This is a genomic window from Lentzea jiangxiensis (assembly GCF_900104175.1).
GTDB lineage: Bacteria > Actinomycetota > Actinomycetes > Mycobacteriales > Pseudonocardiaceae > Lentzea > Lentzea jiangxiensis.
Map to the genome: position 1 here is coordinate 215,948 of NZ_FNIX01000004.1, position 14,041 is coordinate 229,988.

At 68.6% G+C, this 14,041-nt stretch carries 15 protein-coding genes and 1 pseudogene; 5 read left to right on the top strand and 11 right to left on the bottom strand.

The window, feature by feature from the left end:
* On the top strand, window positions 1–477 hold the full coding sequence (locus BLQ91_RS15005; protein ID WP_374237089.1) for a carboxypeptidase regulatory-like domain-containing protein: 477 nt from the start codon (window positions 1–3) through the stop codon (window positions 475–477).
* Window positions 478–562: 85 nt separating this feature from the next.
* Here the strand turns inward: BLQ91_RS15005 and BLQ91_RS15010 are convergent, their stop codons facing one another.
* The 11 genes and pseudogenes from BLQ91_RS15010 to BLQ91_RS15060 all read right to left on the bottom strand — a co-directional run bounded on the left by BLQ91_RS15010 (window position 563) and on the right by BLQ91_RS15060 (window position 9,432).
* Entirely contained in the window at window positions 563–760 is a 198-nt protein-coding gene (locus BLQ91_RS15010) for a DUF397 domain-containing protein (protein ID WP_090097443.1), read from the bottom strand.
* 105 nt (window positions 761–865) lie between these two features.
* Window positions 866–1,399 carry a transposase gene (locus tag BLQ91_RS43615; RefSeq protein WP_090097444.1) on the bottom strand — a complete coding sequence of 178 codons (534 nt, stop codon included), beginning with the start codon at window positions 1,397–1,399 and terminating at the stop codon, window positions 866–868.
* 311 nt (window positions 1,400–1,710) lie between these two features.
* A complete protein-coding gene (locus tag BLQ91_RS15020; RefSeq protein ID WP_143022657.1) occupies window positions 1,711–2,511 on the bottom strand; it encodes a hypothetical protein in 801 nt (266 codons plus the stop codon).
* Between the two features lie 343 nt (window positions 2,512–2,854).
* Window positions 2,855–3,469: pseudogene (locus tag BLQ91_RS15025) on the bottom strand (IS630 family transposase); the annotation flags it as partial.
* Complete coding sequence (locus BLQ91_RS43765; RefSeq protein WP_090097447.1) at window positions 3,420–3,680, bottom strand: winged helix-turn-helix domain-containing protein; 261 nt, start codon at window positions 3,678–3,680, stop codon at window positions 3,420–3,422. The gene BLQ91_RS43765 and the pseudogene BLQ91_RS15025, both read right to left, overlap by 50 nt.
* Window positions 3,681–4,059: 379 nt before the next feature.
* Entirely contained in the window at window positions 4,060–4,545 is a 486-nt protein-coding gene (locus BLQ91_RS41340; RefSeq protein ID WP_342670641.1) for an Imm1 family immunity protein, read from the bottom strand.
* Entirely contained in the window at window positions 4,542–5,261 is a 720-nt protein-coding gene (locus BLQ91_RS15040) for a DddA-like double-stranded DNA deaminase toxin (protein WP_176959761.1), read from the bottom strand. The genes BLQ91_RS41340 and BLQ91_RS15040 overlap by 4 nt, the downstream gene beginning before the upstream one ends.
* Window positions 5,262–5,373: 112 nt before the next feature.
* Window positions 5,374–6,993, bottom strand: a complete 1,620-nt coding sequence (groL, locus tag BLQ91_RS15045) for a chaperonin GroEL (RefSeq protein WP_090097450.1) — start codon at window positions 6,991–6,993, stop codon at window positions 5,374–5,376.
* Window positions 6,994–7,208: 215 nt separating this feature from the next.
* Window positions 7,209–8,426 carry a serine/threonine-protein kinase gene (locus BLQ91_RS15050; protein ID WP_090097451.1) on the bottom strand — a complete coding sequence of 406 codons (1,218 nt, stop codon included), beginning with the start codon at window positions 8,424–8,426 and terminating at the stop codon, window positions 7,209–7,211.
* Window positions 8,427–8,495: 69 nt separating this feature from the next.
* Window positions 8,496–8,702 (bottom strand): cold-shock protein, encoded by a 207-nt coding sequence (locus BLQ91_RS15055; protein ID WP_030470913.1) that lies wholly within the window; start codon window positions 8,700–8,702, stop codon window positions 8,496–8,498.
* A gap of 88 nt (window positions 8,703–8,790) precedes the next feature.
* The gene (locus BLQ91_RS15060; protein ID WP_090097751.1) at window positions 8,791–9,432 is read right to left on the bottom strand and encodes an AIM24 family protein; all 642 of its coding nucleotides are present in this window, start codon (window positions 9,430–9,432) and stop codon (window positions 8,791–8,793) included.
* Between the two features lie 28 nt (window positions 9,433–9,460).
* On the opposite strand from BLQ91_RS15060, the gene moeA reads away from it, so the two are divergent.
* From moeA to pssA, 4 genes are all read left to right on the top strand, one after another.
* Window positions 9,461–10,699 (top strand): molybdopterin molybdotransferase MoeA, encoded by a 1,239-nt coding sequence (gene moeA / locus BLQ91_RS15065; RefSeq protein WP_090097452.1) that lies wholly within the window; start codon window positions 9,461–9,463, stop codon window positions 10,697–10,699.
* 27 nt (window positions 10,700–10,726) lie between these two features.
* The gene (locus BLQ91_RS15070) at window positions 10,727–12,148 is read left to right on the top strand and encodes a M48 family metallopeptidase (RefSeq protein WP_090097453.1); all 1,422 of its coding nucleotides are present in this window, start codon (window positions 10,727–10,729) and stop codon (window positions 12,146–12,148) included.
* Window positions 12,149–12,353: 205 nt separating this feature from the next.
* Complete coding sequence (locus tag BLQ91_RS15075) at window positions 12,354–13,049, top strand: phosphatidylserine decarboxylase (protein WP_089908648.1); 696 nt, start codon at window positions 12,354–12,356, stop codon at window positions 13,047–13,049.
* Window positions 13,049–14,008, top strand: a complete 960-nt coding sequence (gene pssA / locus BLQ91_RS15080; RefSeq protein WP_090097454.1) for a CDP-diacylglycerol--serine O-phosphatidyltransferase — start codon at window positions 13,049–13,051, stop codon at window positions 14,006–14,008. The genes BLQ91_RS15075 and pssA overlap by 1 nt, the downstream gene beginning before the upstream one ends.
* Window positions 14,009–14,041 lie beyond the last annotated feature (33 nt).

The following is a 14,041-nucleotide window of genomic DNA, read 5'->3' on the forward strand; positions in this document are numbered from 1 at the left end:
ATCGACCCGCGCGACGACCGCAGGGGCCCCGAGGACACCGCAGTCCTCTCCGAACTGAACAGGCTCGTCGACGAACTGGACCCGCCACCCGCCGACCTGGTGGACCGCGTGAAGTTCGCGATCGCCCTAGAGTCGCTCGACGTCGAGGTGGCGCGCTGGGAGCGGGCCGGGTCGTTCGCCGGGGTGCGCGGGGGGCAGACCGGCACGATCACGTTCACCGTGGACAACCTGACGCTGATGGTGAACTTCACGTCCACCGGGTCGCGGCACCGGATCGACGGGTGGCTGGTGCCGGCCGGGGAGCACACGGTCGAGGTCCGGGTCGCCGATCACCAGTCGTCCTGCACCCAGGCCGATGACGGGGGGCGGTTCGTCCTGCCCGACGTCCCGGCCGGGACCACGCAGATCCTGGTGCATTTGGTGAATTCTCGCGGGGAGCCCGGGCGGACCGTTGTCACGCCCACGATCATGCTTTGAGCTTTCTGGGGTTCTGGGGATTTCATGGGTCGATGCGGCGAAAGGCGGCAGCTGAAGCCGCTGCCGCCCGTCGTGTGGCCGGCCGTCAGAAACGGCCGGTCTTGGTCGCGTTGAGGAAGAAGGCCAACGCGTTCTCTCCGAAGATCAGCACATCTCCTTCGGGATTCTTGCTGTCACGCGCGGCGCCGTGCTCACCGATTAGGGCCAGCTCGACGCACTGGCCTCCGTTGCCGCCAGAGCGACTCGACTTGCGCCAGGTCGCCGTACCCAGGTCCGGGATCATGCCCGTACCTCCTCGTCTTGCCGTCACACAGTTGCTTGGCAACAGTATCGAGCAGCTTGACGGATTCCTGCGGCGACAACGCACTGGTCATCAACGCTTGCCAGGTCAGCTCGTAGGACTCGATGCGGCCAGCCTCGGACACGAAGAGGCGGTGTAGCCGCCGTCGGCCCACACCAACGCCACCCGGCCGCCAGCGGTGGTGCGCATCCGCCGCAGCAGGCTGCGGGCGGCGACCCGGTCCTGCGTCGACGCCGGCGTCACCAGCACCGCCAGCAACAAACCCATCGTGTCCACGGCGATGTGGCGCTTGCGGCCCGCGACCTTCTTCCCGCCGTCCCAACCCCCGCGTGGCCCGGCCCACGGTCTCCGCGGCGCACACCGACTGCGAGTCCATGACTGCCGCCGACGGCGCCGCCACCCGCCCCTGCGCCAGCCGGACCCGGTCACGCAACGCGTCCGGCGGCAGCTGTGTGACGCCGACCTTCTCCCAGGCGGCGAAACGCTTGTAGACGCCGGCCAGGGTGGAAAGTCGGCCGGAAGTGCCCGCCACTTGATGCCGTTGTCGACCACGTAGAGGATCGCTTCCACGATCACCCGGCGACAGTGCTTCTCCCACCGCCCACCCGACCGGCCAGACACGCCGGATCAGGTAGCAGCGGGTCGAGCACGGCCCACTGGGCGTCGGTGACATCGGTGGGATACCGGGCCGTCCGCACGGTGGGCGGGTGGGAGACGACCAGGCGACAGCAGAGGGCTCCCGCGGTGGACCCGCCCGCGGGAATCGGGCACGATGACAACGGAACTCCTGGTGGAACGGCGCTTCGACAACGTCCGATCTACCAGGAGTTCCTCGTCTGCGCACCAAAGGCCCACACCCCGATCAAGCTCGGAAACGGACGCTGAGGCGATCACCAGGTCGTCATCGGCTGGCGTGACGCTCACGTGTCAGGCTATGCGAGTTCTTTCTGAGTCAGTTTGTAGCTGGCCAAGTACCCCTCGAGCAGCGCAATCCAGCTCTCGCAGATCTTCCTGTCCGATGGCCCCATGTCCTTGTATCGCGGGCTGTCGAGGTGCAGGTAGATGTAGTCCATCATGAAGAGGGCAATCTTTTCGACCACGTCGGGATTGAACCTCTGGATTACGCAGAAAATATCAGCGATGGCACTCAGCGTCCTGGAGTGCGGGCTCTCTGTGAGTTCCAGCGAGTTCAGCACTCCGTCTCGGCGGTCCCTGACCATCGAAGCGATGTCATTGATGTCGTCGATGAACACCACCATCTTCTCGTAGGTAGCAGCGAGAATCGGCTCGGGTTCGTCGATGTCCATCACGGCCAAGCACATCGTGTAGAAGAGTCCGGGGAACCCGGTTCGCGCCCGAACCCAATCCGCGACGTCCAGGTCCCTGGTTTTGCCGAGGGACTCAACCTCTCTGAACATCTTCCCTTCTGATCTGACCCAGAAGTTTTGGTACACGCTGGCCAGCAGCCTGTCGTTGCAGCCGAGGCCCTTCAGTTCGGTCAGTTTCTCAAGAAGCCACGAGTTGACGTGGTCCATCTTCTTGTCGGGCCCGAACACCAGCTCGTTCAGCCTGAACTCCGGCTTCCCGCAGATGAAGATCAGGGCGAGGAGCTCGCCGGTGATGATCGACTTTTCGTGGGGGTAGCGGTGACTGAGCATCCTTTCGGCTGTTTCAACCCCCTCTTTGACCGAAAATGGGTACATGGACATGTACTTCTCGATCACAACTGTCACCGCAGGGTCCTCCACGACGCGAAATCAACGACTTGCACTCAAGCAGTGTGGTGACTGCAAAACGATTCAGCAAGCGCTCGTTCCAGGTGGCGGAACGGGGTGTTCATGCTGGCCGAAAATGATTCGAGCTGCGCCTGACTGCGGACGTTGTTTGTGTCCACGACAGGACTGCGGTAGAAAATTCTGATGAATTTTACATGGTGCCGTGTTCCCGAGGTCCGGAATTCGGTGGAGCGGGAGATCGCCCTCAGTCGTGACTTCGACGCGGATTCTACCGTTACTGCGGCTTCCCTGCTCGACCTTGATCAAACACCAATGATCAGCTGTTCAGAAGGACCTGCCTTCACAGATGCGATCCGTGTCGTCCGTTCGATCGCTCGAAACCGCGGTTCCACGGTCGACCGCTGCCCAGGCGGGGTGAAAGTCCCGACATATTCGCTGAAATTCCGGATGAATACCTATTGAGCCGAAGGTGCTCGGTTGCCTGCATGATGGCGTAGCGGACGTGCGGAGCTTGAAAGTAGCTGCGGACGATGTGCGGCTGGCGTTGGCGGCGACGTAGCAAGCGTCGGGTCTCGTGGGCGAGTCGGTCGGCGTTGTGGGCGCGGGATGCGTTGACGTTGTGTTTCAGGTCGGCGCCCCGCAGCTCGCCGGGGTTGAGCTCGGGGCTGTAGCCGGGCCTCAGGTGCAACTCGACCCGGTCGGCGTTGGTCTTCAGCCAGGCACGGACCGCCTTGCTTCGACGCACCGGATGCCGGTCGGCGACGACGTGCACCTTCCGACCCGCCTGACGGGCCACACGGTCGAGAAACGCGGTGAACACGGCCGCGGTGAACCGCTCGGTGAACACGGTGAACCACAACGCGCCGCGTGAGGCGACCGCGGACATGACGTTGACCCGCAGCCGCTTACCGGTCACCCGCACGATCGGCGTACGGCCCTTCGGGGCCCACGAGCGGCCTTGCGGTGTCGGAGCGCAGCCCGCACTGGTCGACCCACGCGATCACCGCGCCCTCGGCCTTCGCCGGTGCCTCAATCGCCGGACAGTCCTCGTCCAGCCACGTGCGCACCGCGGCGGGCTGCTGTTCGCAGGCGCGGCGGGCCGGACGCTGTGGGGTGAAGCCGTGGCGCCTTGTACTCGCCGGTCGCGGCGTCCAGAGCCTCGCCAGAGGGGAGGGACTTGACGAGCTCGACCACGACGCCGCCTTCTCGGATTTTGGTGCATTCGGTGAATTCTCGCGGGGAGCCTGGGCGGACCGCTGTCACGCCCACGATCATGCTTTGAGTTTTTGGCTTCATCGGGTCCCGGGGTATTGCGGCGGGTCGGCTTGCGTTGGCCAGTTCATGTTCCAGCGGGGTGGTCGCCTGCCGTGCTTTCGGTCGCGTTGCGCAGGTGGATTGGAGGCTGTGCCGAGCCGGGTCGATTCATCGCCGCTTCGCGACGATTGCGCTTGGGGCTGTGGTCACCTCGTGACCAGTTGCCCGGCACGTCTTGGTTCACACGCCTTGGCTTCGCCATTGCCGTTGTCGTGATGGCTGGCTCGCCACTCAGGAAACGTCCGACTCCTGCCAGTCCACACAGGTCGGACGTTCTCCGGTCTGACGGAACTCCTCCAGTGCCGCGAGGATTCGGGCGATCGGCAGTGCCGAATCCGGCGGAAACGGCGTCTTCGTGTCGGTGTCGACGTACAACGTCGGCGAGTCCAACGTTGGCTGGTCCCCACGAGTGGCGTACACGCCGGTCGAGTCGTCCCCGTCTGCCGGCGGATCCCAGGACTGCGGGCTGAGGAACAGCAGTGCGCCCTGCCGCTCGGGAATCGCCACGGCGACTTTGATCAGGGTGTCCGGCTCGTCGTACGGACCGATCCTTGGACGCTCACGGGCGACGATCTGCGGCGGATGCGGTTGCTCGTGCGTCAGCAGGTACTCCAGCAGCTCCTGCAACTCGGAGCTGGAGGTGACTGCCACGGGAACGTTCGCAGGCCTGGCGACGTCGTCGTCTCGGTAGTACCAGACATCAAGTGTGTAGCTCACCGGGTGCCTTTCCCCTGGAACGTGTGGGACCTTACCGGATCGTGCACGACCAGCGTTTGCCCTGGCAGGAGCAACAAAGGCAGCAGCTCGAAGCAGGACAGCGGCCCCTCGCAGAGCCGGTTGTTCACCACCACCTCGGCGCGCCGGACACCAGATATGCGCATGCGCCACCCCACTTTGATCTCCACGTGCTGGGCCGCGGTCGGGAACGTCCGCGGGCGCACCCGGCCGATGGCGACCAGGTGCTGGGCGATGGCTCTGTCTTCACCATTGGGCTCGGCTCCGCTCTGGACGAGATCGCCGTGCCCCTCCTCGTCGCAATGGAAGCCGCTGGTGACGTAGGTCGGGAGTTGAGCTCGCTGGCGCTCGATCCACGTTGTCGGCGGGAGGCTCGAAGGCGGCCCAGCCGATGCCGTGGGACCTGTCGCGTTCGACGAAGCCCGGTCGACTTCGAGAGTCCTGCGGTAACTCTCGACGCATTGCCGGACCGCTGTGACGGCCTGGGACAACTCTGCGGCTCTCGTGGCGGCTTCTGACCACTGCTGCACTGCTCGGCCGAACTCGTCCTCGAGCTGACCCGCTCCCCGCATGACAGCCGTCAACAGCTGCACGGCCTCGTCAGCGAGCTGCCCGGCCTGTTCCAGGGCCGCTGCCACCTCTTCGGACTTGGCGACCACCCGGCTCAGCTCGGCTGACACCTCTTCGAACGACGCCATGCGCACCCCTGACCACAGCATCGCATTCGCTCACCCAAAGCCCCGGCATGCCGAAAGGCCCGGCTCGCCGAAGCGAACCGGGCCTCCTGGAGGTGGAGCGGAGCGGTAGGACTCAGAAGTCCATGCCGCCGGCGTCCGGCGCGGCCGGCGCGGCGTTCTTCTCCGGCTTGTCCGCGACGACGGCTTCCGTCGTCAGGAACAGCGCGGCGATGGACGCGGCGTTCTGCAGCGCGGAACGGGTCACCTTGGCCGGGTCGATGATGCCCGCGGCGACCAGGTCCTTGTACTCGCCGGTCGCGGCGTCCAGGCCCTCGCCCGCGGGGAGGGACTTGACGCGCTCGACCACGACGCCACCCTCGAGACCGGCGTTGATCGCGATCTGCTTGAGGGGAGCCTCGACGGCGACCTTGACGATGTTGGCACCGGTGGCCTCGTCGCCCGTGAGCTTCAGGCCCGCGAAGGCGGCCTCGGCGGCCTGGAGCAGCGCGACGCCACCACCGGCGACGATGCCCTCCTCGACGGCGGCCTTGGCGTTGCGCACCGCGTCCTCGATGCGGTGCTTGCGCTCCTTGAGCTCGACCTCGGTGGCCGCGCCCGCCTTGATGACGGCGACGCCGCCGGCGAGCTTGGCGAGGCGCTCCTGGAGCTTCTCGCGGTCGTAGTCGGAGTCCGACTTCTCGATCTCGGCGCGGATCTGGTTGACGCGACCCTGGATCTGGTCGGCGTCGCCCGAGCCCTCGACGATGGTCGTCTCGTCCTTGGTGACGACGACCTTGCGGGCCTTGCCCAGCAGCGAGATGTCGGCGTTCTCCAGCTTCAGGCCGACGTCCTCGGTGATGACCTGGCCACCGGTGAGGGTGGCGATGTCCTGGAGGATGGCCTTGCGGCGGTCACCGAAGCCCGGGGCCTTGACGGCGACGGACTTGAAGGTGCCGCGGATCTTGTTGACGACCAGCGTGGCCAGGGCCTCGCCCTCGACGTCCTCGGAGATGATCAGCAGCGGCTTGCCGCCCTGCATGACCTTCTCCAGCAGCGGGAGCAGGTCCTTGACCGTGGAGATCTTGGAACCGAACAGCAGGATGTACGGGTCCTCGAGGACCGCTTCCTGGCGCTCGGGGTCGGTCACGAAGTAACCGGAGATGTAGCCCTTGTCGAAGCGCATGCCTTCGGTGAGCTCGAGCTCGAGACCGAGGGTGTTGCTCTCCTCGACGGTGATGACGCCTTCCTTGCCGACCTTGTCCATCGCCTCGGCGATGAGCTCGCCGATCGTGGGGTCAGCGGCGGAGATGGACGCGGTAGCAGCGATCTGCTCCTTCGTCTCGATCTCCTTGGCGTTCTTCAGCAGCTGCTCGGCGATGGCCTCGACGGCCTGCTCGATGCCGCGCTTGAGGCCCAGCGGGTTGGCGCCGGCGGCCACGTTGCGCAGACCCTCGCGAACCAGGGCCTGGGCGAGGACGGTCGCGGTCGTGGTGCCGTCACCAGCGACGTCGTCCGTCTTCTTCGCAACTTCCTTGACGAGCTCGGCCCCGATCTTCTCCCACGGGTCCTCGAGCTCGATCTCCTTCGCGATGGAGACGCCGTCGTTCGTGATCGTCGGCGCACCCCACTTCTTCTCGAGCACGACGTTGCGGCCCTTCGGGCCGAGCGTCACCTTGACGGCGTCAGCGAGGGTGTTCATACCCCGCTCGAGACCGCGGCGGGCGTCCTCGTCGAACGCAATCATCTTGGCCATTGCGGTGTGTTCCTCCGCCTTTGTGGTTTCTGGGCCACTGCGAGCCGGCACAGCCCGCAGCGGAACACGGTGCGAGTGACCAGGTTGGTGCCCGCGACGGACGACCCCGGAGGGCCTCACCAGTCCCAGCCTCACTTCTTGGCACTCGACTCAGCCGAGTGCTAAGTCGTGTTTAGCACTCGGCCGGGTCGAGTGCAAGCGGCCTCAGGTGACTCTCAGCGTGACGTGCGCACCGGCACGGAGGTGGGCAGCGGCTTGCGCGAGGCCGAGCCCTCGTCGCCGATGTTAAGCGTCGGCGAGGAGTTGGTCTTGGGCTGACGCGCGGGCTCGTCGCCGGGCGACAGGACGATGACCACGACGATGATCAGCACGATGGCCACGGCGGCGGCGACGACCGGCGCGAACCACGCCGGACGCTCCTTCTTGCCGGTCGACGTGAACGCGCTCACGCCCACCTGGTTCGGCGGGCGCAGCCGGACGGGGTCGGCGAGCTGCTGCTGGTAGCCGCCCTGGAAGTGCGCGGGCACCGGACCCGACACCGGCGACTGCACGGGGATCGAGCCGGACGCGGGCCCGATCGCAGCGGGAGCCGAGCCCTGCGCGACCCCGGCGAGGGCGACGCGTGCCGCGCCGATCAGCTCGGCGCAGCTCGCGAACCGCTGCACGGGGTCCTTCGAGGTGCCCTTGCGGATCACCTCGTCGATGGCCGGCGGCAGCGCCACGAGCTGCGACAACGCCGGGACGTTCTGGCCGAGGTGGCCCGCGATGACCTCCTGCACGCCGCCCTGGAACGGCGGGCGCCCGGACAGGCAGGCGAAGAGCATGCAGGCCAGCGCGTACTGGTCGGTGCGGCCGTCGACGGGCTCGCCGCGCAGGTGCTCCGGGGCCGCGTAGGTCGGCGAGCCGAGGAAATCACCCGTCCGGGTGCGGTGCCCGGTGGCGCCGCGGCGGGTCAGGCCGAAGTCGGCGACGTAGACGTGCTCGCGCACGCCCTCCTTGGTGGTCACCAGCACGTTGGCCGGCTTGACGTCGAGGTGCACGAGCCCCTTGCCGTGCAGCATGTCGAGCGCCTCCGCCACCTGGGCGAGCAGCCTCAGCGTGCGCTCGGGGGTGAGCGGCCCCTCCTTGATGTGACCGGCCAGGTCCTGGCCGTCCACGAGCCGCATGGCGATGTAGAGCAGGCCGTCGACCTCGTCGAAGTCGTACAGCGGCACGATGTTCGCGTGGTCGATGGCGGAGGTGTTGCGCGCCTCGTCGACGAACCGCTCGCGGAACTCCGCGTCGGGAGCGAGGTGCTCACCGATGACCTTGAGCGCGACCTTCCGGCCCAGTCTCACGTCCGTGGCCCGGTACGTCACGCTCATGCCACCGCGGCCGAGCACTCCGTCGATCCGGTAGTGCGCGATCCGCCGTCCGCTCAGGTCCTCCGACACGCGAGGCAGCCTAACGTCCTGCCGGACCGGCTTGCCCGGGGTTGGTCGAAGCCGTGATCGGAGTGATCTCTAACCGGCGCGGCGCACGTCCGACGCCTGGCTGCGCCCGTCCCGCCCGGCCTGCACCTCGAACTCCACCCGGTCGCCTTCCGAGAGGGTCCGGAAGCCTTCCATCTGGATCGCCGAGTAGTGCACGAACACGTCTGGCCCGCCATCGGTCGCGATGAAGCCGTATCCCTTTTCGGAGTTGAACCACTTGACGGTACCGAGAGCCAAGACGTCCTCCTTCAGATCACGCATCTCACGCAAAGCGCAGAGAGCAACGCTAAAAGAAGAAATCTCACGCGGATACCTCCTTACGGAGTCATGAACTCCGGCTGACTCCGTTGGCGCGCAACCAGGTGGTGAGCCGCCGCGGCCCGCGCGTCTGCGTCAGCACGGCACCGGGGCCGGCGAAGTCGAACACCAGACCTTCACCCGTCTGAATGGATTGCACGCCATCGGGCACCGATGGGCGAAGACGGCATTGCACGGTGTCCGCGAACGCCACGACGTGGTCGCTGCTGATGGTCACCGCTTCACCGGCTTCCAGCGTCACGAGGTCGAGTGCGCCGCAACACGCGAGCAGCACGTCACCACGGCCCTGCGCGTAGTTCAGGAACCCCTCCGCGCCTCCGAAGAGCGCCTGCATCGGCGGCGCCTCGGGGTTCATCGCCACGGTGCTGCTCGACGCGATCCAGCTGTGCCGGGCGAGGCACCAGCCGTGCGTCCCGTCGAGCTCGACCTGCTGCAGGTCACCGGGCAGCACGGGCGCGGCGTCGAGCCAGCCGCCCTCCGCCCCCGCCGTGCACAGCGCGACCGCCTGGGCTCCCGCGCCCTTCACCTCGACGGCGAGCCCGTAGCTCGTGGCCGCGATGGTCAGGGGGTCGACCAGCACCATCTCGCCGGGCGCGAGCACGAGCCTCGCCACGCCGAACGTCGGTGTGTGCCTGGTCCGGACCTGCACGAACAACACCTCCGGGCAAATGTGGGGAATGCGATCGTCACGATCACCGCGACGTTGGCAGTATGCAGTCGTGCCCCCCACCTCTGTCGCCGAACACCGCCAGCGCGTCATGGAGCTCGTCGGCCTGATGCCGGTGCTGCGGCTTCCGCTCGACGAGTGCCTCGGGCTCGTGCTCGCCGACGACGTCGTAGCTCCTCTCGCCCTGCCGCCGTTCGACAACTCCGCGATGGACGGGTACGCCGTGCGCGCCGCCGACCTGGAGGGCGACCTGCCCGTCCGGCTGCCGGTCGCCGACGACATCCCCGCGGGCCGCACCCGGCTCACCGCGCTCGAGCCCGGCACGGTGCACCGGATCATGACCGGCGCCCCGGTGCCGCCCGGCGCGGACGCGGTGGTCCAGGTCGAGTGGACCGACGGCGGCACGCGGACCGTGACGATCGAGAAGGCCGTCTCCCCCGGCCAGAACATCCGGACCGCCGGCGACGACGTGCGGGAGGGCGACCCGGTGCTGACCGCGGGCACCGTGCTGCGCCCGTCCACGGTCGGCCTCGCCTCGGCGCTCGGGCTGCCCGTGCTGCCGGTCCGCCGCCGCCCGCGCGTGCTGGTCCTGTCGACGGGCTCCGAGCTGGTCGAACCCGGCCGGCCCCTGGAACCGGGGCAGATCTACGAGTCGAACGGCATGATGCTCGCCTCCGCCATCCGGGACGCGGGAGCCGAGGCGGTGCGGCTGCAGTTCGTGCCGGACGACGTGGAGGCGTTCCACCGCGCGCTGGCGCCCCACCTCGGTTCGGTGGACGTGGTCGTGACGTCCGGTGGGGTCAGCGCGGGCGCGTACGAGGTGGTCAAGGACGCTCTGGCGGACCACGACGTGCGGTTCACGAAGGTCGCGATGCAGCCGGGCGGGCCGCAGGGCTCGGGCCGGTACCAGGGCCTGCCGGTGCTGTCGCTGCCCGGCAACCCGGTGAGCGCGCAGGTGTCGTTCGAGGTGTTCGTGCGACCGGCGCTGCTCGCGTCGATGGGCCACCCGCAGCCGGAACGCCCCACCGCGCGGGCGAGGATCACGACGTCGCTGACGTCCCCGGCCGGCAGGACGCAGTTCCGGCGCGGCCTGCACGACCCGTCGTCCGGCCAGGTCGTGACGCCGGTCGGGGGACCCGGCTCGCACCTGCTGTCGGCGCTCGCGCTGTCGAACTGCCTGATCGAGGTTCCCGAGGACGTCACCGAACTCGCCGCGGGTTCCGAGGTCACCGTGAGATACCTGCAGTAGTTCCGGAAGACCTGGGGGAAGCAGCAGATGAGAGCCGGACTGGCACTGGCGTTGCTCGCCGGGTTCTTCGTCCTCGCGGTGACGCTGTTCGCGGGCCTGGGAGGGCTGGCGCTCACGCTGTTCCAGCGCGAGGACGTCGTGGGCGGGCTCCTGCTCGCGGGGCTGGCGGTCGTCCTGGGCGGCCCGCCGCTCGTGGCGATGGCGATCGCGGTGTGGGTGAGCCCGCGTCCCACCGGCGTCGCGCTGACCAGGGCCGCGCATCCCGAGCTCTGGCACCACGTCGACGAGCTGGCGAGGATCGCCGGCACCCGCGGACCCGACGACGTCCGGCTGGTCGGCCACGCCAACGCGAGCGTGTGGGAGCGCGACGGGACCCGGTACCTGGAGCTCGGCCTGCCGTTCGTGGCGGGGATGGGCATCGGCGAGCTCAGGTCGGTGCTCGCGCACGAGCTCGGTCACTACGGCGGCGGGCACACCAAGGTCTCCGCGCTCACGTACCGCGCGACGCTCGCCCTCAGACTCACGACGGAGCGGTTCGACACCTTCGGCGTGCTCTACGCGTGGGCCCGCCTGTACGCCCTGGTCGCCGCCGGGGAGAGCCGCAAGCACGAGCAGTTCGCCGACGAGGTCGCGGTCGCCGCCGCCGGGAGGGAGGCCGCGGCGCGGGCGATGCTGCGGATCGGCCCGGTCACCGAGGCGTGGAACGACTACCTGAAGTGGTACGTCTCGCTCGCCACCCACGTGGGCCGCACTCCGCCGCTGCTCGAGGGCTTCCGCTCCTACCTCGGCCACCCGCGGCGCGTGCACCGGCTGCGCGAGCTGGAGCCGGTGCTCGCGGAGCAGGAGCCGACGTCGGTGTTCGACAGCCATCCCCCGGTCCGCGAGCGGGTGGCCTCGATGAGGTCGTTCCGGCCGTCCTCGGGGGTGGTGGTGGACGCAGTCGACGAACGCCCCGCCCACGCGCTGCTGCACGGCACGCCACCGGAGGAGGTCGCGGACCTGGCCGGGGTGTCCGGGCCACCGGTGACGTGGGAGGAGCTGCCGGCGCTGGCGGGACCCGCCCTGCTGCGCTGGAACGCGGACAAGCTCCGGCACGCGGGCCGCGTGAGCCGGATCGGCGACACCGTCGCGGACGTCCTGACGGCGTTGGAACGGGGCAGGTTGCACGACCTCACCGGGCGTCCGGTCGACGGCTCGCTGCGGCAGGAGCAGGTGCACGAGGCCGCCGCCCGGGCCGTGACGGAACTGCTCGGGTGCATGGTGGCCGACCAGCTCGTGACGGCGGGACGCGCGACACCGGAGCTCAACTGGGGCGGGCTGTTCGTCCTGCGCATGCAGGACGGAGCTGCGATCTACCCGGACGACCTCGTCGAGCCCGCCGTGCGCGACCCCGGCCGGGTCGGTGAGGTGCGGATGAGGCTGCGGTCTCTCGGAGTCGACGGACTGTGACGGAACGCTCACCTAGCGACGTTGTTTACGCCATGTGACGGGGATTACACTGGAAGAAGGCGCCGGTCGGCCCGTGCGTTCGTCGGGGGATGCACGGGCCGACCGGCCACTTGTCCTTCCGGGCAGTCCCCATGGGCGGTTTGGCGTGTTGCCGTAGCGTGATGGCGCCCGACAATCCACGGAAGCTACGGAACCCACAGACACGATGAGCAGCGAGAAGCCCGTCTCCCACTTCCTCGAACTCGCGCGCGGCATGGTGCCGCCGATGCACCCGGCAGGGCGCCCGTTCGTCGCCGGTGCGGCGATCGCGACCCTCCTCGTCCGGCTGCGCTTCAAGCGCCTGGGCGTCGTCCTCGCCCTGGTCACGGCGTGGGTGGCGTGGTTCTTCCGCGAACCGAAGCGCGTGACGCCGACCCGTCCGAACCTCGCCGTGGCCCCGGCCGACGGCACCGTCTCGCACGTGGTCGACGCCGTCCCGCCGGCCGAGCTCGGCCTGGGCTCGCAGCCGATGACGCGCGTGAGCGTGTTCCTCTCGGTCTTCGACGTGCACGTCCAGCGCGTGCCCGCGGACGGCGAGGTCGTCCAGGTCTCGTACCACCCCGGCAAGTTCCTCTCGGCCGACCTCGACAAGGCCTCCGAGGAGAACGAGCGCAACACCGTGTGGCTGCGCACGGTCGACGGCCACGACCTCGTCGTCGTGCAGATCGCCGGCCTAGTCGCCCGCCGCATCGTGTGCGAGGTCGCCGAGGGCGAGAAGGTCACCGCCGGCCAGACGTACGGCCTCATCCGCTTCGGTTCCCGCGTGGACCTCTACGTCCCGCGCGGCAGCCGCGTCCTGGTCGAGGCCGGCCAGCGCACGATCGGCGGCGAGACCGTTCTCGCCGAACTCCCGGAGGCCTGATGGCTCCCAGCGGGCCCGGCGTTCGCCTGCTGCCGAACGCGATCACGGTCCTCGCCATGTGCTCCGGCCTGTCCGCCGTGCACTTCGCGAACGTCGGCATGTGGGGCGCGGCCATCGCCTCGATCGGGGCAGCGGCCGTCTTCGACGGCCTCGACGGCCGCATCGCCCGCCTGCTGGACGCGACGTCGAAGATGGGCGCGGAGCTGGACTCGCTGGCCGACGCCATCTCGTTCGGCGTCGCGCCCGCCCTCGCGATCTACCTGTGGAAGTTCGAGGGCAACCGCGCCGGCTGGGTCATCGCGCTGATCTTCGCGGTCTGCATGGTGGTCCGCCTGGCCCGCTTCAACACGTTGCTGGAGAAGGAACAACCGCCGTTCGCGAAGGAGTTCTTCGTCGGCGTCCCCGCTCCGGCCGGTGGGCTGTTGCTGCTGCTGCCCCTGATCGTCGAGGAGCAGGTGGGCAGCGACGGCTGGTGGAACAACTCCTACGTCGTGGCAGCGTGGACCGTCCTGGTCGCGATGCTGCTGGTGTCGCGCATCCCCACGCTGTCCGTGAAGACCGCGAAGGTGCCGCCGCGCGCGGTCGCACCTTTGCTGGTCGCCGTCGGACTGCTGGCCGCTGCTGTCATCACCTACCCGCTGGTGGCTTTGATCATCGCGATGGTCGTGTACCTCGCGCACCTGCCGTACTCGGTGCGGCGGTACATGTGGCTGTCGAAGCACCCGGAGGCGTGGACCGTCACCGGGGCTGATCGTCGCGCCATCAAGCGGGCGCACGGGGTGGCGGCTCGTCGGCTCGGGCTGCGTCAGCCTTTGCGCGGCCGTGTGGCTGGTGCGGCCATGCGAGCGGTGCGCCGGCCTCGGCGCGAGGGGTCCACTGTGGAGGGCGCTGTGCCTTCTGCCAACGGGCGCCGTCGTTCCTGGCGGCAGTTGGGGCTCCGGCGCCAGCCGAAGCAGTGAGCTGAAACCCGAACGGGCCGGACACGTCGATCG